Origin of the sequence: Paenibacillus sp. DS2015, assembly GCF_050433705.1 — a bacterium.
Classification (GTDB): Bacteria; Bacillota; Bacilli; order Paenibacillales; family Paenibacillaceae; genus Paenibacillus_AQ.
In genome coordinates this window covers 15290-36734 of record NZ_JBNPWS010000021.1, presented here as the reverse complement: position 1 = coordinate 36734, position 21445 = coordinate 15290, and the positions used below count along the sequence as shown (strand labels likewise).

Annotated in this window: 19 protein-coding genes; 9 read left to right on the top strand and 10 right to left on the bottom strand. The window is 43.5% G+C overall.

Annotated features, from left to right (window positions below; genetic code table 11):
* Positions 1 to 101: 101 nt before the first annotated feature.
* The 6 genes from J2T13_RS17365 to fni all read right to left on the bottom strand — a co-directional run bounded on the left by J2T13_RS17365 (position 102) and on the right by fni (position 6461).
* Positions 102 to 1292: an FtsW/RodA/SpoVE family cell cycle protein gene (locus J2T13_RS17365; protein ID WP_429373503.1), complete on the bottom strand. Its 1191-nt coding sequence runs from the start codon at positions 1290 to 1292 to the stop codon at positions 102 to 104.
* 160 nt (positions 1293 to 1452) lie between these two features.
* Positions 1453 to 2400 carry a peptide chain release factor N(5)-glutamine methyltransferase gene (gene prmC, locus J2T13_RS17360; protein WP_429373501.1) on the bottom strand — a complete coding sequence of 316 codons (948 nt, stop codon included), beginning with the start codon at positions 2398 to 2400 and terminating at the stop codon, positions 1453 to 1455.
* A 4-nt stretch (positions 2401 to 2404) separates the two neighbouring features.
* On the bottom strand, positions 2405 to 3472 hold the full coding sequence (gene prfA / locus J2T13_RS17355) for a peptide chain release factor 1 (protein WP_429373499.1): 1068 nt from the start codon (positions 3470 to 3472) through the stop codon (positions 2405 to 2407).
* A 173-nt stretch (positions 3473 to 3645) separates the two neighbouring features.
* A complete protein-coding gene (gene ychF, locus J2T13_RS17350) occupies positions 3646 to 4746 on the bottom strand; it encodes a redox-regulated ATPase YchF (protein ID WP_429373497.1) in 1101 nt (366 codons plus the stop codon).
* Positions 4747 to 4993: 247 nt separating this feature from the next.
* Entirely contained in the window at positions 4994 to 5227 is a 234-nt protein-coding gene (locus tag J2T13_RS17345; RefSeq protein WP_429373495.1) for a hypothetical protein, read from the bottom strand.
* Between the two features lie 202 nt (positions 5228 to 5429).
* The gene (fni, locus tag J2T13_RS17340; protein WP_429373582.1) at positions 5430 to 6461 is read right to left on the bottom strand and encodes a type 2 isopentenyl-diphosphate Delta-isomerase; all 1032 of its coding nucleotides are present in this window, start codon (positions 6459 to 6461) and stop codon (positions 5430 to 5432) included.
* A 149-nt stretch (positions 6462 to 6610) separates the two neighbouring features.
* Here fni and J2T13_RS17335 point away from each other — a divergent pair, with 149 nt between their 5' ends.
* Both J2T13_RS17335 and J2T13_RS17330 read left to right on the top strand, forming a co-directional pair.
* Entirely contained in the window at positions 6611 to 6757 is a 147-nt protein-coding gene (locus tag J2T13_RS17335) for a hypothetical protein (RefSeq protein WP_429373493.1), read from the top strand.
* A 77-nt stretch (positions 6758 to 6834) separates the two neighbouring features.
* Positions 6835 to 8340, top strand: a complete 1506-nt coding sequence (locus tag J2T13_RS17330; protein ID WP_429373491.1) for a phospholipase D family protein — start codon at positions 6835 to 6837, stop codon at positions 8338 to 8340.
* A gap of 215 nt (positions 8341 to 8555) precedes the next feature.
* On the opposite strand, the gene cls is transcribed toward J2T13_RS17330, so the two are convergent.
* Entirely contained in the window at positions 8556 to 10064 is a 1509-nt protein-coding gene (gene cls, locus J2T13_RS17325) for a cardiolipin synthase (protein ID WP_429373489.1), read from the bottom strand.
* 215 nt (positions 10065 to 10279) lie between these two features.
* Between cls and J2T13_RS17320 the strand changes: the two genes are divergently transcribed.
* The 6 genes from J2T13_RS17320 to J2T13_RS17295 all read left to right on the top strand — a co-directional run bounded on the left by J2T13_RS17320 (position 10280) and on the right by J2T13_RS17295 (position 16951).
* A complete protein-coding gene (locus J2T13_RS17320) occupies positions 10280 to 10876 on the top strand; it encodes a TetR/AcrR family transcriptional regulator (protein ID WP_429373487.1) in 597 nt (198 codons plus the stop codon).
* Between the two features lie 12 nt (positions 10877 to 10888).
* Positions 10889 to 11233: a DMT family transporter gene (locus tag J2T13_RS17315; RefSeq protein ID WP_429373485.1), complete on the top strand. Its 345-nt coding sequence runs from the start codon at positions 10889 to 10891 to the stop codon at positions 11231 to 11233.
* The gene (locus tag J2T13_RS17310) at positions 11233 to 11547 is read left to right on the top strand and encodes a DMT family transporter (RefSeq protein WP_429373484.1); all 315 of its coding nucleotides are present in this window, start codon (positions 11233 to 11235) and stop codon (positions 11545 to 11547) included. The genes J2T13_RS17315 and J2T13_RS17310 overlap by 1 nt, the downstream gene beginning before the upstream one ends.
* A 120-nt stretch (positions 11548 to 11667) precedes the next feature.
* The gene (locus J2T13_RS17305) at positions 11668 to 12591 is read left to right on the top strand and encodes a TetR/AcrR family transcriptional regulator (protein WP_429373482.1); all 924 of its coding nucleotides are present in this window, start codon (positions 11668 to 11670) and stop codon (positions 12589 to 12591) included.
* Between the two features lie 46 nt (positions 12592 to 12637).
* Positions 12638 to 15808: an efflux RND transporter permease subunit gene (locus J2T13_RS17300; RefSeq protein WP_429373480.1), complete on the top strand. Its 3171-nt coding sequence runs from the start codon at positions 12638 to 12640 to the stop codon at positions 15806 to 15808.
* Between the two features lie 201 nt (positions 15809 to 16009).
* Positions 16010 to 16951: a 1-phosphofructokinase family hexose kinase gene (locus J2T13_RS17295; protein ID WP_429373478.1), complete on the top strand. Its 942-nt coding sequence runs from the start codon at positions 16010 to 16012 to the stop codon at positions 16949 to 16951.
* Positions 16952 to 17135: 184 nt separating this feature from the next.
* Here J2T13_RS17295 and J2T13_RS17290 read toward each other — a convergent pair whose 3' ends face one another.
* Both J2T13_RS17290 and J2T13_RS17285 read right to left on the bottom strand, forming a co-directional pair.
* The gene (locus J2T13_RS17290) at positions 17136 to 17822 is read right to left on the bottom strand and encodes a TorD/DmsD family molecular chaperone (protein ID WP_429373476.1); all 687 of its coding nucleotides are present in this window, start codon (positions 17820 to 17822) and stop codon (positions 17136 to 17138) included.
* A gap of 520 nt (positions 17823 to 18342) precedes the next feature.
* Positions 18343 to 18528, bottom strand: a complete 186-nt coding sequence (locus tag J2T13_RS17285; protein WP_429373594.1) for a hypothetical protein — start codon at positions 18526 to 18528, stop codon at positions 18343 to 18345.
* On the opposite strand from J2T13_RS17285, the gene J2T13_RS17280 reads away from it, so the two are divergent.
* Positions 18443 to 19696, top strand: coding sequence for an MFS transporter (locus tag J2T13_RS17280; protein WP_429373580.1), 1254 nt, complete (start codon positions 18443 to 18445; stop codon positions 19694 to 19696). The genes J2T13_RS17285 and J2T13_RS17280 overlap by 86 nt on opposite strands.
* Before the next feature lie 56 nt (positions 19697 to 19752).
* On the opposite strand, the gene J2T13_RS17275 is transcribed toward J2T13_RS17280, so the two are convergent.
* Entirely contained in the window at positions 19753 to 21429 is a 1677-nt protein-coding gene (locus J2T13_RS17275; protein ID WP_429373474.1) for a glutamine--tRNA ligase/YqeY domain fusion protein, read from the bottom strand.
* Positions 21430 to 21445 lie beyond the last annotated feature (16 nt).

Here is a 21445-nt window from a genome sequence, read left to right as displayed (position 1 = left end):
GGTTAAACTCTTAATCTATTAAAATAATGAATGACTATTAAAATACAAAAAGCCACCCTATTAGCCAAGGTAGCTTCATAGAGTGACGTCTGGTACATTCATTATTTAGAGCTTGCAGAAGAATAGTTGGAACTCTGAACGACTAAATCATCATCCGGTTCCTGACTGTGAACACGAACACTCATAACGATTCCGATACTAACCATGTTTATGAGTAGCGAAGTTCCTCCGTAACTAATAAAGGGAAGGGTAATCCCCGTTAATGGCATAATCCCGATAAAGGCCCCAATGTTCTCAAATATTTGATATAACATCATAGCCACGATACCTACAATGAGATAGGGCCCTGCTCGATTCTTACACTCCAATGAGATCAGAATCATTCGGTGAATCAGCACGAAGTATAACAGCAGCAACACAGAAGCTCCTACGAAGCCAAATTCCTCTGCGATCTGCACAAAGATGGAATCGGAATACGTATAAGGTACACGTTCACTTTGAACAGAAGTTCCTTGCATATATCCTTCTCCAACCATGCCCCCAGAAGCAATAGCAAGCTTGGCATTGTCTGTATGGTAACTTGCTTTAGCCGTTGCCTTCTCAGGAACAAGCCAAGGATCGAGCCGTTCGATCCAGTGATCCTTTTTAATAGACTCTAGCGCTGTCTTAATATCATCATGGTAATGGATATATCCTTGAATGCCCCCAATGAGGGCTCCGAGCATGATAACTAGACCAATTAATGCATGTGAGAATTTGACATTCCCAATCCAGAGTAGGCCAATCAGAATAATGACATAGCTAAATGAATTCCCGAGGTCATTCTGTAAAATAACGATAACAAACGGAACGAAAGCAATCATGCCTACGGGCACAACATTTCTCCAAAAGGAGAGCTGATTCTTATTGATCCGCACAAGAACGGAGGTCAGGAAGATAATTAGGCATAGTTTAAACAGCTCTGCTGGCTGTAATGAAACCCCAGGCAATTCCAACCAACCTGTTGCTCCGTTCTTCGCTTCTCCTACGAAACTTACAACCCCAAGTAAAGCCAAGCCCACTAAGTAAATAACCCAGGCATATTTGATCAATAGTCGATAGTCAATCAAGACCATCGCAATGAAGGCAACAAAAGAAACCGCGTAATACTTCAACATTTTAATATGATGCCCATCTAAACCGGTGCTATCTCTTCCATTAGTTACGCTATATAAAGACAATATGCTAATCGCCATGAGCGCTATTAGAACTAACAAAACGACGAAATCTATTCTTTTTAGCTTTTGAAGCATGTGCCGCCCTCCTGTGCCAAGGTATTTCACCTCTTGTGCCTTATAGAGCACTTCTCTCTATTGTATAGGAATACTCCAACTAAATTCAATTGGACAATGACAGTAACAGATCGGAGAACTGATAAGTAATGAAAGGCGAATACTCGCCCTAAAGTAAATGCTAAATTCTTACTCCAAGTACATGACGCTCAATCCCCGCGAAGTCAGGTACGATTACAATCTCATTCCAGTGCCCTGCTTCACGCAACAATTGGGCAACATCACCCGCTTGTCCCATACCTAGCTCAAATCCGATCAAGCGCGGAGGTGCTGCGAGCAGTGTTAACTGCTCCATCATGATGCGGTAAGGCAATAGCCCATCCGCACCCCCATCTAGCGCCATGCGCGGCTCGAAGTCGCGCACTTCACGCTGGAGACCGGCGATATCCGCCGCCGGTATATAGGGCGGGTTGGACACAACGATGTCCAACCTCATCCCCGCGAACGGCGCCAGCAAGTCGCCTTCGTGGAAGGTTACGGCTGCCGCAAGGCGCGCCGCATTACGCTCGGCTACGCGCAGCGCCGCCGGCGAGATGTCGCTGGCGTGCACGTGCCAGCGTGGTGCCTGCACCGCCAGCGTCACGGCGATGGCGCCGCTGCCGGTGCCAATGTCGGCGGCCACGAGCTGCTGCTCGGCCACCGCGGAGTGCTGCGCGCCCAGCGGCGCAGGTGCTCCCGCCGGCACGGCGGTGCTGCCCGGCCAGATCCGGGCAGCTTGCTGCTGGATCGCTTCGACCAGCAGCTCAGTCTCCGGCCGCGGGATCAGCACGGCCGAGGTCACGTTAAAGAGCAGGCCGTAGAACTCCTGCTCGCCGATGATGTACTGCGCCGGTTCACCCGCCGCTTTGCGGGTAACCGCGTCCACCCACGCGGCAGCTTTAGCCGCGGGGAAAGGTTCAGGCAACGCCATGTAATAGGCGGTGCCCATTAGACCCAGCACATGTTCCAACAGTAGCTGGGCATTACGCTGCGGCTCCAATACGCCGCAATCCGTCAAAAAAGAGGAAGCCTCCACAAAGGCTTCCCTTATACTCTGATTGGGTGCTAAGTTGAAACGATCTCTGTTCACAACATTATTCCCCACTATCCATCAATTCTGTCTGCTCAGCAATACTTAGCGCAGCAATAATATCGGCAATATCACCATTCATTACTTGTTCTAGTCTGTGCATAGTCAGACCAATACGATGATCTGTTACACGGCCTTGCGGAAAGTTATACGTACGAATACGTTCACTACGATCGCCCGTACCTACTTTGCTTTTACGCTCACCTGCGTACTTAGCTTCTTCCTCTAGACGCGACATATCTGAGATCCGCGTACGAAGTACTTTAAGAGCTGAATCTTTATTCTTATTCTGCGACTTACCATCTTGGCAAGTTGCCACGATACCCGTAGGGATGTGAGTCACTCGGACAGCAGATTTCGTCGTATTAACGGATTGTCCACCTGCACCACTAGAACAGAACGTATCCACACGAATATCTTTATCATGAATTTCAATCTCAAATTCTTCCGCTTCTGGCATTACAGCTACCGTTGAAGTTGACGTATGAATCCGTCCACCCGATTCAGTTGTTGGAATGCGCTGCACACGGTGTGCACCACTTTCATATTTCATCTTACTATAGGCACCGTTACCGTTAATGGAGAAAATAACCTCTTTAAAGCCACCAAGGTCGTTACTATTCACATCCATTAACTCTACTCGCCATCCCTGTGAGTCAGCATAACGGGTATACATCCGATAAAGATCAGCAGCAAACAATGCCGCTTCGTCTCCGCCTGCTGCACCACGAATTTCCACAATGACATTCTTATCATCATTAGGGTCTTTAGGAAGAAGCAGTAGACGAATCTGGCTCTCTAGCTCATCGTGACGTGTTGATAACTCATCAATTTCCATCTTAACCATTTCACGCATCTCGTCATCTAGCTTCTCAGCCTGCATTGCCTTTGCTGAGTTTAGCTCTTCTACAACTGTTCTATATTCAGTAAAAGCCTCAAACGCAGGCTGTAAGTCTGATTGTTCTTTAGAATACTCCCGCAATCGCGTATTATCGTTAGCAACATCGGGATCACAGAGCATTTCGCTCAATTTCTCGTAGCGGTCCGCCAAGGATTGTAATCGGTCCAACATTGGGGGTCACCTCTCCTATATCAAAATAAACTTCATTTATTATTTTTTATGACTCTTTATTATATCATACTTTATGCATGTTGAATAGATCCAGTGTGTTGCATGGGCACCCATGCAAGTAACGCGAATAAGCCTCCCTTGTGGCAAGCTCATTCGCGTTACTTGGATAGTCGCTATACGTTGAAACGGAAGTGCATAACATCTCCGTCTTTAACCAAATACTCCTTACCTTCTAAGCGCAGTTGCCCACGTTCTTTGGCACCATTCATGGAACCTGCCGCGACAAGATCAACATACGCCACCACTTCAGCACGAATAAATCCGCGTTCGAAATCAGTATGAATGACACCTGCTGCTTGTGGAGCTTTCGTTCCTTTGATGATCGTCCATGCACGAACCTCTTGAACACCTGCTGTGAAATAAGTGTACAAGCCTAATAGACGATAAGCGGCTTTGATCAGAAGATTAAGACCTGACTCCGCCAGTCCTAACTCTTCTAGGAACATCGCCTTGTCTTCGCCTTCCAATTCTGCAATTTCCGATTCTACCTTAGCACTGATTGGCACAACCGCCGCGTTCTCTGCTGCTGCGAAATCCTTCACTTGTTGCACATAAGGGTTGTTGTCTGCATCGGCTACACCCTCTTCACTCACATTCGCTGCATACAGAACAGGCTTAAGCGTAAGTAAATGAAGATCGCGAATAATCGCTAGATCATCTTCACTCAGATCCACACTCCGTGCAGGCATGTCGTTGTAAAGAGCTTCCTTTACACGTTCAAGAACCTCAACTTCTTGTACAATTTTCTTCTCACCGTTCTTTATATTCTTACGCGCACGATCGATCTTCTTCTCGATACTTTCGAGATCGGCAAGAATAAGCTCTAGATTAATCGTCTGGATATCGCTGACTGGATTCACTTTCCCGTCAACATGGGTCACATTCTCATCTTCAAAGCATCGAACCACATGCACAATGGCATCCACTTCACGAATATGAGCAAGGAATTTATTGCCTAGTCCTTCGCCTTTGCTCGCACCACGTACGAGTCCAGCAATATCAACGAATTCGAATGCCGTAGGCACAGTCTTCTTCGGTACAACTAACTCTGTAAGCTTATCCAAGCGCTCATCAGGCACCTCAACAACTCCAACGTTCGGATCAATAGTACAGAAAGGATAATTGGCAGCTTCTGCCCCTGCTTGTGTGATTGCATTAAACAACGTGGACTTACCTACATTCGGCAAACCAACAATTCCCGCTCTTAAAACCATTTATATGACAACTCCCATTTTAGGTATTAGATCTTTAGATCTCACTATATTTATGGCTTGATCTTTCCCATTATATATTAGAACATATAACCCAGCAAGGACTAGAAGACAGTCACCTATACATTAGGGTGGATCTCTATATCTATGGCTACTTTCTTATCCTCTATGCGAAGCGTAATTTATATAATTACAAACGCCCTTCATCGCAGGAATAGAAATCCGGTGATGAAGGGCGTCCGTTATTTCGTTATGTGTTTTCGTTATCTTTCTTAGGAATCAGACGCTTATCCGTTTGGCCGTCGGAATGGTTCTCAAGAGCGAGCTCCGTCATTTCCCATTCCGTATTTCCGAGCACCAAATCGGCAGGGAATTCTTCCCCTCTACGCAAGTACTGCTCTTGTCCACTTTCATTCTCATATACCCCTTCCACTTCGACCGTTTCTCTCGATATTGGAAGCATATCTTTGTTTTTACTACTCATGCATGGATGCCTCCCGGAGTGTGAATTAGTGAAGATCACTCATTCGTAATATACGCCAAGGCGACTCCCGTTATCCACGCAAATGAACTAGACCACCCATTCTTATCTCTCACACTACAACAAGACGTGATAAACGCCTACATTCTTGAGTAATTTGAGCAATATAGGAATCATGAGTATTAGAGTAACCTACCCCTCTCTGCTAAACCTGCACTAATCGCTGCGTTGACCGTAGCGCTGAAATATCGGCAACGCCGATCCCGAACATCGCTATTCTTAGCTCCAGCTCCACGATTGCGAGGCGTTCATGGAGCGCCTCCTCCGACTGCACAGCCGGTCCAAGTAGGCCGCGGCCAAACCCCGCTAGATCGGCACCAAGCGCCAATGCTTTAGCGGCATCCACGCCGCTGTTCAGCCCACCGCTGCCGATCAAGCCTCCGTGCGGAGAAACCTCCCGCACCTCAGCAATACATTCCGCGGTGGGAATTCCCCACCCTGCGAATGCCTCCGCGGCCACGCGGCGTACCGCATCGCGGCTACGAAACTTCTCGACTTGGCTCCAAGATGTGCCCCCGGCACCCGCCACGTCTATGAATGCAACTCCTGCGTCATATAATCTTGCCGCAGTCTCCCCATCAATACCCCAGCCTACTTCCTTCACGCCAACAGGAATCGTAAGCTCACGGCATACTTCCGCAATTCGTGACAATAGGCTGCCAAAGTTCGTATTTCCTTCAGGTTGAAATACTTCCTGCAATCCATTTAAATGTAATACCAGCATGTCCGCGCCTGCAATATCGACAGCACGCATACAATCCGCTGGTCCAAATCCATAATTCAGCTGCACCGCACCTAGATTCGCTATGATAGGCACACTCGGCGCCTTATCCCGAACATAGAAAGTAGCGGCCAACTCTTCACGTTCAACTGCCGCACGGACAGAACCCACACCAAGCGCCCAGCCTCGACTTTCAGCCGCTTCTGCCAGACGTACATTAATGGCACCCGTCGCCTTACTACCACCGGTCATAGAGCTAATTAATAATGGTGTACGGAGTGATCGGCCTAGAAAGCTAGTCTCCGTACTAATATCAGCGAAATTAAATTCCGGTAATGCACAGTGCCGAAAACGGTATTTTTCAAAGCCAGCCGTTATCCCTGCACCACCGACCTCTTCTTCTAGACAAAGGCGGACATGCTCTATTTTACGCTCACCTGTAGACACTTCAGGCATGAGTGATTCTTTAGATACACCGTTCAGATCACGATTACCTGATAGCGATGGATCTTGGCTTTCAGGGGCTTGTCTCTCGTTCATATCAAGTTCTCCTTTGACTGTGAGCAGATCTGCTCCCTCTAATACCTACTATTATATCATAAGACATGCCATGGCATGCCTCCCCCAACAAGTCACTAGTTCATCAACCCTTCATTGATATAGAGATCATTTCATCGTTTGATGCAGACATACAAGCAATAACCCATCATCCTTTGACCGGACATCCAGACTATGCTGATTTCTTACCATAATTGACCTCGACCTGCTTCAAAATCAGACTCTGACGTTAATACACTTGGGTAGGGTACATAAGAGAGGATGATCATTCATGGGATTTCACTCCCCATATACGAAACACATCACAAGAAATAACAATATTAATCCTCAACGGAAGAAACGTCGTAAACTAAGGATATACACAATCTTGGGCTTAATTATTCTATGGTTGCTCGCCGTTATGCTATACCACGTTTATAAGCCACTACCACAGGGAACTTCTTATGAAAGCCCACTCTACCAAGTCAACAGCATCCAATTCTGGCATGATCTTACCTATCCTAATGAGAGTGGAAAAATAATATATGAACAACAAATTTTAAAAAGAATGCTAACTATTGTGGAAGAATCTAAGCAGTTTCTCGTCATTGATTTATTCCTTTTTAATGATTACACCCATGAAGGTGACTCTTACCCTAAAGTTAGCCGTATGCTAACAGACAAGCTTATTGCTCAGCAACAACAATACCCTGACATGGACATCATCTTCATTACAGATCAAGTCAATACGAATTATGATTCTGCTCCAAATCATCTCCTTGAGGAAATGAGCACAGCAGGCATTCAAGTCATCATGACGGATGTTGATCCTTTACGAGACTCTACACCCGTATATTCATCGGTGTGGCGTACCTTTTTTCAGTGGTTCGGACAATCAGGCAATGGACACCTTCCTAATCTTATGGCAAGTAATGGTCCAAATCTTACACTCCGGTCTTATCTTGAACTCCTTAATGTAAAAGCCAATCATCGCAAGGTCGTTATTAGTGAGAATACCGCCCTGGTCTCCTCTGGAAATGTCCATGATGCAAGTGCCTACCATTCTAATATCGCCTTTGAGGTACAAGGAGATATCATCAAAGATATTCTAGCTACCGAGCAGTCCGCTGCTAACCTTTCTAGTGATATTAAACTGCCAGAGTATACCTCCAAGCCAAGTAACCAAACCATATCTAATGATGCTATGGGTGTAAGGTACTTAACAGAAGGAAAAGTGTATAAGTATGTATTGGAAGAAATCAAGCAGGCAAGCCAAGGGGACACTGTATGGATGGGAATGTTCTATTTAGCAGATGAAAAGGTTCTGAATGCACTACTGGATGCGGCAGCTCGCGGCGTGGATGTTCGACTGATCCTTGATCCTAACCAGAACGCCTTCGGACGGGATAAGATCGGTATCCCCAATAGGCCCGTAGCTGCCGAATTGTCTATTAGATCTAAGGAAGCTATCCATATTCGTTGGTACAACACAACGAAAGAACAATATCACTCCAAGCTTTTGTATATCGCGAAGCCTGTAGACGATTCAGTTATCATTGGTGGATCGACCAACTTCACCTCTCGCAATTTGGACGATTACAATTTAGAAAATGATCTCTGGATATCCGCTCCTGCGGGTTCGACATTAGATCATGAAATAAGTGCTTACTTTGACCGACTCTGGTCTAACGAAGATGCGCAGTATACCTTACCACTCGATGCTTATCAAGAGGATACTACTTGGTTAAAAGATGTTGTCTTTAGATTACAGAAAATCCTTGGTTTAACGACATTCTAACCCTGTTTTTAATAGCAAATGACATGAGAAGAAACGGCTGCGCCGTCCTTTCAAGGGACGGCATCCGTTTCTCGTAAAAATATCAGGATCATTTATTATGTACAACATATAAATTCTTATATTTCAATAAAAAGCATCCGTCATGATTAAATTAACGGATGCTTTTTATTATCTTCAATTGCACTATTTTTTATTATCTCCAGTTGCATTACTTTCTAAAGTAAAGGTGACATTAAGCGTGCTGCAGACTCTAAGAATCGCTCCCATACTTTCTTGTTCTTGAACTCTTCTCTATCGATCAGTGTAGCTGATTTCAAATCTCGATTAAAGTCTGACACCATTTGTTGAACACTTTGTGTATGGACTAACAGAGCATTGACTTCAAAATTAAGATTCAAGCTACGCATGTCCATGTTGGTCGTGCCAATGGTTGCCATCTCCCCATCCACGATCAGCAACTTGGAGTGAAGGAACCCTTTCTCATATTCATATATCTTCACACCTGCCTCGATTAAGGAAGGAAAATACGAATGAGAGGCATAGAATGGAAGCCACTTGTCCGGCTTTGCAGGGAATAGAATCCTGACATCTATCCCTGATAATGCAGCCACACGTAGCGCCGTTAGGATATCATCATTCGGAATAAAATAGGGTGTAGCTAGCCATATACTCGATTTGGCTGAAGTAATCATAGAGAAGAAGATATTACGGAGTACACGGCGCTCGTTATCGGGTCCACTTGCAATCATCTGAACCGCACCATCCCCAATGCTACCCAGTGCTGGTGATAAGTATTCCTGATCTAAAAATTTCTCTCCTGTCATATACAGCCAATCTTGTAAGAAGATAATCTGTAATGTCCTTACGGCCTCACCTTTAACAAACATATGTGTATCGCGCCAGAATCCGTAAGTTGTACTCCGACTTAAATATTCATCTCCCACATTCAGTCCACCAATAAAGCCCACGTTCCCATCGATAACAACAATCTTGCGATGGTTGCGATAATTCACCCGACTGGAGAAGAACATCGTCTTCGCATTGCCAAAGGCAACTACATGCACACCCGAATCTACCAACTCTTGTAGAAAGGATTTAGACAATTGAAGGCTACCTACGGCATCATACATAAATCTAACTTTAATGCCAGATTTAGCCTTGTGGATAAGTATTTGTTGAATTCGTGTTCCTATATCATCTGCACGAAAAATGTAATATTCCATATGGATATGATGCTTGGCTTGCTCAAGCTCTCTCAACAAGGTGGAGAAGGTCTGTTCTCCATTGGTGAGGATCGTCGTCTCCGTTGAGAATGAAATCGCGGTGCGTGCTAAACGCTGCGATAATTTCATTAACTGTTGCTGGTTGAATGTAAACTGTGACAGATCTTGATGGATCCGGAGCTCCTCATTCTCTATTCTTTGATAGGCTTCCATGTCACGAACCATTTTCTTATCAAACTTACGTCGTTTGAAGTAGTTCTGTCCGAATAGGAAGTAAAATATAAGGCCAACCACCGGAATTAGGGCTAACAACAAAATCCAAGCCAATGTGGTGGATGGGTTACGATTTTCCATAAAAATAATAAAACATAATGAAATGACCGTAAGTGTTGAAAATATACTAACAATTGTCCCCGCTGTATGACCCACTACCCCGAACCCAAAATAATAAAATGCAAATAAAATTGCGGCAATCAGTACAACCTGCAATCCCCTTCTCATACTTCCCCTCACTTCTAGTCAGCTTCATTTAGAGAGCACTACTATTAATTTCTTAATTTCTTATAACAAGATACATTGTACATGATTCATAATCATCTTCCTATCTCTACTTTACAAGTAAATAGAAATTTTACTATAACCACGTTGACACCCTCCCTGGAACGTGAAATAATTACCTAACGAACGATAGGTAGGAAGGCGTGGTGAACTTCATTTTGACATCGAAACAGAAAATTCAAAAAGTGGCTCTTGCTCATTTTGCAAAGGATGGATTCGAGGGAACCTCTCTTCGTAAAGTGGCAGAAGAAGTTGGAATTCGGAAACCTTCTATATACGCCCATTTCAAAGGAAAAGACGATTTGTTCTTGGAAGTGCTCAAGTTAGCGCTAGTTGAAGAAAAGCACCGTATCAAGCGATATTTTCTGAATAATAGACACCAAGAACTCGCGATGCAGCTCAAGGGGTTACTCTATTTCCTTCAGGAAGAGTATGCACTTGAAGGCGAGAGTAAATTCGTGCTGCGTATGTCCTTCTTCCCGCCCACTCATCTATATGACGAGGTTATGCAGCTTGTTTATCCTTTTCTCGAATCATTGGAGGACTCTTTAGCCAAACTATTAGCGCAAACGTCTGAACAAAACGACCTTATGCTCTATTCAACTAAAAATATTGCTATCGCTTATATGACACTTATTGACGGAATCACGATAGAGATCATTTATGGGGGATTCAGCAAATCTGAGAAGAGAATTGAAGCTGCATGGCCCATCTTTTGGGCTGGTATACATTACATTAAATCTCACCAAGAGTAAAGGAGTAACATTATGAATCGCAGTTGGCTTTATGTATTTATAGGAGGCATTGTAGAGGTCTTCTGGGTATCGGGCTTGAAGCATGCTGACACGGTTTTCGAATGGATCTTGACGGGCATTACGATTATTATCAGCTTCAGCCTCATTGTAGCCGCTACAAAACGCCTTCCGATTGGAACAGTCTATGCGGTATTTACCGGTCTAGGGACTGGAGGAACCGTCCTTGCAGAGATGCTTGTGTTCGGTGAACCTTTCCGCATATCCAAGGTGTTACTCATCCTCCTACTATTAGTGGGCGTCATGGGTCTGAAAATGATTACAGATAACCATGAGCAACAGCAGGAGGTGACTGTCTGATGGCTTGGTTAGCAATTATTGGAGCAGGTATATGTGAAGTCTTCGGCGTGATCGGAATGAAGGGGGTTGCCGATCATAAGGGATGGAAATTCTATCTGCTAATGGCTTGCTCATTTGTCTTAAGCTTCAGTCTACTCTCATACGCCATGACAAGTCTGTCCATGGGAACAGCCTATGCTGTATGGACAGGAATCGGAACGGTCGGAAGTGCTGTCGTAGGGATGCTCATGTTTGGCGAGAAGAAGGAATGGAAGCGTATGATGTTCATCTCCATGATCCTTGTTTCCGCTATTGGACTTAAATTGATTTCATAACAAAAGGCGGTTAGGACTTCACTTAACAGTGAAAGTTGTAACCGCCTTTTCTTTATATTATAATATTGACTGATCAGTCAATAATGGAACCCTGTAGTTCTGAAAGGAGAGAACAAGACGTTGTCTCAGAAAACAACGGACAAGAAGAATCATATTCTGAAAGCCGCTTTGCAGCTATTCTCCACTAAAGGAATCTCTTCAACATCTATGCAAGAAATAGCCGAAGTCTGTGGGATGTCTAAGGGAAGTCTTTATCTTCATTTCAAATCGAAAGAAGAATTAGAAAAAAGTATTTATTTATACTGCATCCATATGATTAGCAACAGTATAATGCAAGTCGAGCTAGAGACACAACTCTCTCCGAAAGAGCAGCTCCAACAACAATTTGAAACTCTTCTCAGCCACATGCTTGAGCTACGTGAATTTGTAAAACATCAATTAATGGACGGGGCAAACCCCCCTAAAAACGAAATGTCAGGATGCATCTTTGAAGATCAATTCACAACAATAGATTGGTTCAAGACTAAACTTGAAACGATTTATGGTCCCGAATTGAAACCCTATACATTGGATTTAATTTTGATGGTTAGTGGGATGTTAATTTCCTACATTCGGATTATGTTTATTCCTGAATATCTACCGTTGAATATTCGAAATATGTCCAACCAATTAATTTTCTTACTCGATCATGTCGCAGATAGCATGCTAACTAACCACTATGAACCCCTTATTCCTTCAGATATCTTGTCACATTGGTTCAATACCGACCGGAAACAAGCTAGTATTCAACGCCATCCCTTACTTATATCCAAAGAGATGAGATTCGTTTTAAAAGAGAAATTATGTGAGGGAGATCAGCTTACGGATGCTCTTGAATCCATACATATATTGGAGACTGAGCTTGTAAACAATCAGCCTCGTCGGGCTATTCTAATGGGTATGCTAGCTAATCTAGAGCAAATTCCCGAAGTTGAGGATATGAAGAAAGAGTTACTGGAGATCGTTAAATTATACTTCATTGGTCAGTCTGACCGTTCACTTTAAGTTGTAAAAATAAGAACAGATAGAAAGAGGAGTGGAGATCCATATTATGAAAGGTATTATTAATTTCTCATTGAATAACAAGTTTGCCATCTGGATTCTGACCATTATTGTCACTGCTGCTGGATTATTCGCTGGAGTCACAATGAAGCAAGAGACCATGCCTAATATCAATATTCCCTTTTTAAGTATTACGGCTATTTATCCCGGTGCCGCTCCTGAAGGTGTTGTCCAGGACGTCACGATCCCGCTAGAGAAACGTCTGCGTAATGTAGATGGCGTGAAGACCGTCTCTTCTACCTCCATGGAGAACGCCTCTTCCATAGCCATGGAGTTCGACTATGGTACTAATCTGGATCAAGCCACTGCGGCTGTACGTGAAGCCCTTAATGAAGTCACTTTACCAGATGGTGCGCAAAAACCTACGATTTCCAAGTTCAGCATAAGTTCATTTCCGGTTGTTTCTCTAAGTGCCTCTAACAACAATGCTAAGGATTTGGAAGAGTTAACACGTGTCATTGAGAATCAAGTTAAACCAGAATTGGAGAAAATCCCAGGTGTGGCTACCGTGAGCATATCAGGACAATATGTGAAAGAAGTACAACTCAAATTCAATGAAGATAAAATGAAAGAACTCGGTCTTACCCAAGACACGGTCCAAGGTATTGTACAGGGTTCATCACTACGAGTACCTCTAGGACTATTCAATCTAGAACAATCTCAAAAGGCCGTTGTAGTAGATGGTAATATCGTTAATCTGGATGATTTAAAGAATCTTACGATTCCCGTCGTTCCCAACATGAGCAGTTCAGCTCCTGGCGCTCAACCGGGAATTTCAGCGGGTCCACAAGCTGAAGGTGCAACAGCAACTCCAACTCCGACTACTGAAGCTCCAATAACAGCAACTGCTGTTGGCATCCCTACGATTAAGCTAAGTGAGATTGCCAATATTGAAGTTATTGGTAAAGCCGAATCCATCTCCCGTACCGATGGTGTCGAATCCATAGGTATTCAAATTGTGAAGGACAATGATGCGAATACGGTTGATGTCGTGAACGCTGTGAAAGACAAAGCAACTGATTTGAAGAGCGATTATGATGGATTGGAATTGACAACACTGCTTGACCAAGGGCAACCTATTGAGGATTCTGTTAATACCATGCTTAGCAAAGCAGTCTTCGGAGCCTTGTTCGCTGTCATTATCATTCTATTATTTCTAAGAAATATCCGCTCTACTATTATTTCGATTATCTCCATCCCACTATCACTACTTGCAGCTCTACTTGTGTTATGGCAAATGGACATTACGCTAAATATGATGACACTTGGTGCGATGACCGTAGCCATAGGTCGGGTTATCGATGACTCTATTGTCGTTATTGAGAATATTTATAGACGAATGACAGACCCTGGTGAGAAGCTACGTGGTCGTGAATTAGTACGTGAAGCCACAAGTGAGATGTTCGTTCCGATTATGTCATCTACCATTGTAACCATTGCGGTATTCCTACCTCTAGCTTTCGTAAGTGGTATGGTCGGTGAGTTGTTCCTACCCTTCGCATTAACGATGGTGTTTGCTCTACTTGCTTCACTCATTATCGCGATTACGATTGTACCTATGCTTGCACATACACTGTTCAAGAAGGGTATCAAACTGAAGAAGAAGGCTTCCAATCATCATGAAATAGGAAAAATGGCTAAAGGATATCAACGCATCCTGAACTGGACCTTGAATCATAAATTGATAACCTTCGGAATAGCCGTTCTTATGCTCGTCGGCAGCTTATTCTTATATCCATTGATCGGCACGAGCTTCATGCCGGAACAAAAAGATAAGTTTGCAATGGTAACCTATTCACCTGAACCTGGTGACCCACTGAACGTTGTTGAGAAACGTGCTTTGGAGGCGGAGAAGTATATCCTAAACCAACCAGGTGTTGAGAAGATGCAATATTCCATTGGAGGTAGTAATCCTATGGGTGGGGCTGGTGCATCCACCTCAGGGTTATTCTATATAGAATACAATACCGATACTAAGAACTTCGAAGATGTCCAGAAAGAACTGGTTGAAAATTTACAAAAGGAAGTTCCAAAAGGCGTATGGGCAACCCTTGATATGACTGGCGGCATGCTTGGTTCGGGTCTCAGCGTTAGTGTATTCGGTGATAGTCTCGAAGATATCAAGCCGATATCCGACCAAATTCTACAACTCGTTCAGGAAGATACAGAACACTTCGACAAAGCGAAGACTAGTCTATCTACTTCTTATGATCAATATACGATTGTAGCTGATCAGGAGAAATTGAGTTCACTTGGACTTACTGCAGGGCAGATTGCCATGAAACTGAGTCCTGTTCGTGAGCGTCCCGTTCTAACTGAAATAGAAGTAGATGACAAAAACTATAAAGTTTACATTGAAACAGACACGAATGATTATAAAAATATGAATGAGATCAGTAATGAGACTATTATTTCTCCACTGGGTATGGCCGTTCCCATCAAGGACGTAGCCAAGGTAGAGAAGGGTGTCTCCCCTAACTCCATTACACGTACAGATGGTAAAATGACTGTTTCTATTACGGCTAATATCATTACCGCAGATGTGGGTAGCGCTTCTACCGATCTTGAAGCTAAAATTAAAGAGATCAATAAGCCTGATGGGATCGAGATCACATTTGGGGGGTCGACGGAACAAATTAATGACACCTTCAAGCAGCTTGGTCTTGCCATGGCGGCCGCTATCGCTGTAGTGTACTTTGTGCTCGTCGTAACTTTCGGTGGTGGTCTCGCACCATTCGCCATCCTGTTCTCCTTACCATTCACAGTCATCGGCGCGCTCGTCGGATTGTTGCTTGCTAAGGAAACACTGAATGTGTCCTCCCTTATGGGCGCGCTTATGCTCATTGGGATCGTGGTGACGAATGCCATCGTTCTCATTCACCGCGTTATTCATAAAGAAGAAGAAGGCATGACTACACGTGAAGCGTTACTCGAAGCAGGTGGAACACGTCTTCGTCCAATCCTCATGACTGCTCTAGCCACTATTGGCGCATTGCTGCCACTCGTTACTGGACTTGAGGACAGTGCGGGTATTATATCCCGCGGACTCGGAATCACTGTTATTGGTGGTCTGATCAGTTCTACAGTGTTAACACTAGTCATCGTACCGATTGTATATGAATTCTTGATGAAATTCAGAAAACCTAAAGTACAGGATTAATCGCACGCTAATCGAGATTTAAATTTTTTTGAAAAGGAATCGTTCCAACGTATAGCGAATGAACTTAAAGACGCGTTCTCTTTTCCCTCTGGGAAAGGTGGGCGCGTCTTTTCGATGTATCGTCGTATATCAGATCTCATTCATGATAAAATAACGTATGTATAACCATCTTTAGAATTTAAGTTCGTAAAGGAGTTACACATGATGATTACAACGGTCACTTTAAATGCAGCCTTAGATATTACCTATACCGTGTCTAACTTTTATGTAGATCATCTACATAGAACCCATGAATACCTATCCGTTCCTGGCGGCAAAGGTGTTAATGTTGCTCGTGTAGTTCATGCTTTAGGTGAAGGTGTGACTACAACGGGTTTCGTTGCTGGCTACAACGGCGCTGCTATTCTCTCAGGTCTGAAGGAAGAATCCATTCCTACTGATTTCCTGACTCTTGCGCACGGCGAATCAAGGCGTGCGATTACCATCCTTGATCCTACACAAGGTACTCACACTGAGCTTATTGAGGTTGGGCCACCCATTACCCAGATAGACTTACAACGGCTACGTCACAAAATTGAACAATTAGCTAAATCCTCTAGCTGTATTGTCCTCTCTGGTAGTATACCTTCAGGATGTCCCTCATGGATCTATGCCGAGCTTACCGAAATTGCCCATCACCAGGGAGCCAAGGTTGCCCTAGATGCCAGCGGCGAAGCCCTTCGTGAAGGTCTCCATGGAAGACCAGATCTGGTGAAGCTAAATGAGCATGAATTAGCCGAACTGCTAGGAATAGCTCCAGGTAATGACCTATCTACTCTTCAGGCTATGTCTTCCTTTATCAAAGAGGGTACACCGTTTGTTGTTGTATCCCAAGGAGAACGCGGTGCACTCGCTGTATCTGCTGACTATCAGTATCGAATCCATATTCCTCAGGTAGAAGCTGTCAATCCTGTGGGCAGTGGCGATGCCATGATGGCAGGGCTCGTCTCTGCATTATATCGTGGGTCCGACATCCAAGATGTACTTCTACTTGGTGCAGCCTGTGGAACTGCCAATACGTTGAATAAGATGGCCGGCAAGGTCACTCTTGAAGATATAGCAATGATTCAGCAAGGAATAGAAATAACGCTGATCAAGGGATAGAAACTTAACGATACGACGATATCGTCTCAAAAAGATGGTATTCGTATTACGATGAATAGGGGTATGTACGTCACTACTTTGACTCATTTCAACAAAAAAGCCGGTTCCTTCTCTTTCCAAGGCCCCAGCTTATATACGTCTTATGTGGTTATGTGGCTATGTATCCCTAAATGTAGAGATATGATTAGATCATACTAGCACGCCAAGCACAAAGCATCTTCATGTCATCCGTAATAAATTCTTTGAGAACATTTGCAACTTCCATATATAAGGGGCTCCGAGTGATGAAGGAGAGATCCTCAGCAAGCAATGGGACCCATTGTAATAGATGTTGATCAAGGAATTGAATCTGGGAATCAATAAGCTCAAGATGTGAGCTATGGATCCGCTTGCTATCTAAAGTGCGTTCTACAAGTACAGCCATAAATTCAAGCTCTAGAACGATATGATCATCCCGCTCATGATTCAACTTATTAAAGACAATGCCATGGTGAGCGTACATCTCATGGATATCCATCATACAATTCGCAAGATCCTCCCCCTTCAAACCGCGATAAACACTCTCACAGAGGGAAGGAAACATGGAATTCTCACTATCAAACAATCGCCTGTATTCAGATTCTTCTGTCATACATACTTCCATCAGTTGCTGTGGAGCGATGCCTGATAATAATTGTTGCAGCTTCTGTCCGCCCTCTGTGAGTACAATCTCATCTCTCATCATCATATACTGACGCCATTGGGCGATTAAAGACAAGCTCGGTGGACCACCTAAGAAATCAATCAGTAGTTGATAACCCCATCCTCTTCCCTCTATCCACTTCAAGCATACCTTAGACTCATCTAAAGATTCTATAGTCATGGTCATCATATCATTCATAACCTCCTCTGCAGTCGTAAAGATAGCGCTTTCTTGATTTAATAATACATCAAATGTTAAATAGTTTAAGTGATCTACTTCACACTACGCCGCCTAAATAATAACCACCTACACCTACACCTACTACTTCAAAAAAAAGGGATCCCCGCTTATACGAGGATCATATTCTATCAATACACGGCATACGATTACTAGGGGGAATCGGCTACCTTGAACGCTATCATAACTCATATTGCAAGCGCTTACTATATAATTTGTCACCTTATACTCTTCTATAACCTGCAGGTGTATCCCCAAGTGTGCATTATTTGAGTAAACTCATCATCATCCATATATGATTCATTCGTACAGTGGTTATATTTATTCAAGAAAGTATAAACTGATCTAGACAGCCACAAATGGCTATTGGATGGGCCAGTCTCATCATCCACCGCATGAATCGTAAGTGTTGACTACATTTATTTCCCCTTTAATTAGAGAGATATTTATAATATCTAGGAATTCGCTTAATTTATGGTTTGAAACCACTTTCAACACGTGATAAAGTGTTGTTGTTGCCTCCTAAGAATTCATTATCGGTTAGAGCAATCAGTCGGAAAGGAATGTCGCTATTGCGTGAATCCATAGATACGAAATCTTCCTTATCCTCTTTAAAGCTGTTTAACTTTTTGATATACGGTACTATGGTAATCTTCACTAGCTTCTTTCAACTGTACTTGCAGGATGCTGGGATGAACAAATTTGAAATTGGGAGCTTGTTAGCTTTAGGTCCTATCGTTTCTCTATTGGCTAATCCTTTTTGGAGATTCTGGAGCGAACGAGTTCATAATATGAAACGAGTACTCCTTATTATGATGATAGGGACACTAGTTATGGTTCAATTTGTATTCCAATCTGATACCTTTGTCTTGGTATATATATCTATGGTTCTATTCTTCTTCTTCCAGTCTCCTGTGTTCTCGCACAGTAATAGTCTTATTCTTGGATATATTGAAGATACAAGCTATAAATTCGGATCCTTCCGCCTGTGGGGTTCTCTAGGATGGGGCGTCATCGCCATAGCTACCGGACTGATTCTAGACTGGACAGGTGTAGCAAAAATATCCATTGTATTCACAGTTCTACTTATGTTGGCGATAGGAGTACTCATGCTACTTCCTAAGCTTCAGAAGCCTTCGGAATCGCCCACATTATATATTAGAGGATTCGCAAATATATTGGTAAATCGTTATTTTCTCTCATTTATTGTTCTTGGTGTTGTAGTCTCCATTCCTAATGCCATGAATAACACATTTATGTCTCTATACATTACAGAACTTGGCGGTTCCAAAAAGATGGTAGGATTAGCCGTATTCTTATCTTCCTTTTTTGAGGTCGCTGTATTTTTACTGTTTCATCGTTACCTCAAACGTAACATTTCTTGGTTGATGGGTTGCCTCGCACTCGTAAGCTTACTCTTTGGCTTTCGTTGGATGCTTATGGCTGATGCCACCCTCCCCATCCAGGTTGTATTGATCCAAGTGTTTCATTGTATTACCTTTGGAGGCTATTTCTATGTGGGTACACAGCTTAGCCTCCTCCTCGTTCCCAAGCCTTACCGTGCAACAGGTCAAGCAGTATATACGCTAACATGGAGTGGTTTCGCAGGTATCGTCGGTGGATTCATGGGTGGATGGATATTCCAGAGCTTTGGTGCTGAAGCTATGTATAGAACAGGTACCTTGTTCGCCTTCATTGGCGCCCTAGGATTTGGATCCATGTGGTACGTCATTGCAAAACATGGGTATACGCCACCTTCCCCTAAACAGGAAGAAGATTTGGATGACTCTAATGAAGATCAGGTGCTGTTCACAGATCTGAAATAAATTAAAAATAACGAGCCCGTAGTTAAAATCCTACAGGCTCGTTATTTTTAATTGGTTTATTTAAGTTTGAAGGAACTTTTTAACGAGACGATCCGGTTAAATACTGGATGTCCAGGTGTGGAGTATTTGGAATCGACGTTAAAGTAGCCGTGCCGGAAAAATTGGAATTTATCCTGAGGTGCTACCACTCTCATTCCAGGTTCTACATATCCTTGGACAATCTCAAGCGAATTGGGATTCAATTGATCAAGGAACGTCTTCTCTTGTGCCCCTTCAATGACTTCCTCTTCAACTTCCTCATCATTTATCAGTGGTTCGAATAAGCGGAATTCAGCCGGAACGGCTTGACTCGCCTCAATCCAATGGATCGTGCCTTTCACCTTACGACCGGTAAATCCACTTCCACTCTTCGTCTCAGGATCATAGGTACAATGAATTTCAACGACTTTCCCTTCCTCATCCTTGATAACCTCGTTACACTTAATGAAATAAGCATTCTTCAATCTTACTTCGTTACCCGGGAATAGCCGGAAATATTTATTAGGTGGAACCTCCATGAAATCATCTTGTTCAATATATATTTCACGTGAGAAGGGAATTTGCCGATTGCCCATCTCAGGATTTTCACTATTATTCTCTGCTTCCAGCCATTCACTTTGGCCTTCTGGATAATTCGTAATAACCACTTTTAGCGGATTCAATACAGCCATCGTACGAGGAGCTTTCAACTTCAGATCTTCACGGATAAAGTGCTCCAGCATTTGACGATCCACGACGCCTTGGCTCTTAGAAATACCCGTCTCATAAATGAAGTTACGAATCGCCTCCGGCGTATAACCCAGACGACGTAGTCCTGAAATTGTTGGCATCCGCGGATCATCCCAGCCATCCACATGCTGTTGATCAACCAGTAACTTCAACTTACGTTTACTTGTTAACGTCTGTGCCACATTCAAGCGCCCGAACTCATATTGATGGGGTACATTCGGCATTTCACATTCAGCCACTACCCAATCATAGAACGGACGTTGATCTTCGAATTCCAGTGAACATAAGGAATGTGTGATTCCCTCGATAGCATCCTCTAATGGATGTGCGAAAGCATACATAGGGTAGATACACCATTTATCCCCTGTATTGTGATGATAAGTATGAGATATGCGATAAATAACAGGGTCACGTAGGTTAATATTAGGTGAGGACATATCAATCTTGGCACGTAACACCTTGCCACCGTCAGCAAATTTACCCGAACGCATGCCTTCAAACAACTCCAGATTCTCTTCTACGCTACGATCACGGTATGGACTATTACTACCAGGTTCCGTCAACGTACCTCGAGTCTCACGAATCTGATCCGCACTAAGATCATCAATGTATGCTTTGCCCTTCTTGATTAACACGACAGCACGGCTGTACATTTCATCAAAATAATCAGATGCAAATCGGAGCTCCTCCCACTCGAAACCGAGCCACTTTACGTCCTCTTGAATGGAATTCACATATTCTGTGTCCTCTTTAATGGGATTCGTATCATCAAATCTCAGATGAGTCCTTCCACCAAATTCGTCGGCTAGGGTGAAGTTAATCCAGATCGCCCTAGCGTGTCCGATATGTAAATAACCGTTAGGCTCCGGAGGAAAACGTGTTACTACTTCTTTTACCTTACCGGAGTTCAGGTCTTCCGTTATCACATTCTTAATAAAATTGGAGGGTGTACTTGGGTTCTCCATGACAATCAACCTTTCG

What these genes read in the sequence shown, in the direction of transcription:
- J2T13_RS17365 (WP_429373503.1), bottom strand. Translation starts at nt 1,292, where the DNA reads ATGCTTCAAAAGCTAAAAAGAATAGATTTCGTCGTTTTGTTAGTTCTA.
- prfA (WP_429373499.1), bottom strand. Translation starts at nt 3,472, where the DNA reads ATGTTGGACCGATTACAATCCTTGGCGGACCGCTACGAGAAATTGAGC.
- ychF (WP_429373497.1), bottom strand. Translation starts at nt 4,746, where the DNA reads ATGGTTTTAAGAGCGGGAATTGTTGGTTTGCCGAATGTAGGTAAGTCC.
- J2T13_RS17345 (WP_429373495.1), bottom strand. Translation starts at nt 5,227, where the DNA reads ATGAGTAGTAAAAACAAAGATATGCTTCCAATATCGAGAGAAACGGTC.
- fni (WP_429373582.1), bottom strand. Translation starts at nt 6,461, where the DNA reads ATGCCTGAAGTGTCTACAGGTGAGCGTAAAATAGAGCATGTCCGCCTT.
- J2T13_RS17335 (WP_429373493.1), top strand. Translation starts at nt 6,611, where the DNA reads ATGCCATGGCATGCCTCCCCCAACAAGTCACTAGTTCATCAACCCTTC.
- J2T13_RS17330 (WP_429373491.1), top strand. Translation starts at nt 6,835, where the DNA reads ATGGGATTTCACTCCCCATATACGAAACACATCACAAGAAATAACAAT.
- cls (WP_429373489.1), bottom strand. Translation starts at nt 10,064, where the DNA reads ATGAGAAGGGGATTGCAGGTTGTACTGATTGCCGCAATTTTATTTGCA.
- J2T13_RS17315 (WP_429373485.1), top strand. Translation starts at nt 10,889, where the DNA reads ATGAATCGCAGTTGGCTTTATGTATTTATAGGAGGCATTGTAGAGGTC.
- J2T13_RS17310 (WP_429373484.1), top strand. Translation starts at nt 11,233, where the DNA reads ATGGCTTGGTTAGCAATTATTGGAGCAGGTATATGTGAAGTCTTCGGC.
- J2T13_RS17300 (WP_429373480.1), top strand. Translation starts at nt 12,638, where the DNA reads ATGAAAGGTATTATTAATTTCTCATTGAATAACAAGTTTGCCATCTGG.
- J2T13_RS17295 (WP_429373478.1), top strand. Translation starts at nt 16,010, where the DNA reads ATGATGATTACAACGGTCACTTTAAATGCAGCCTTAGATATTACCTAT.
- J2T13_RS17290 (WP_429373476.1), bottom strand. Translation starts at nt 17,822, where the DNA reads ATGATGACCATGACTATAGAATCTTTAGATGAGTCTAAGGTATGCTTG.
- J2T13_RS17275 (WP_429373474.1), bottom strand. Translation starts at nt 21,429, where the DNA reads ATGGAGAACCCAAGTACACCCTCCAATTTTATTAAGAATGTGATAACG.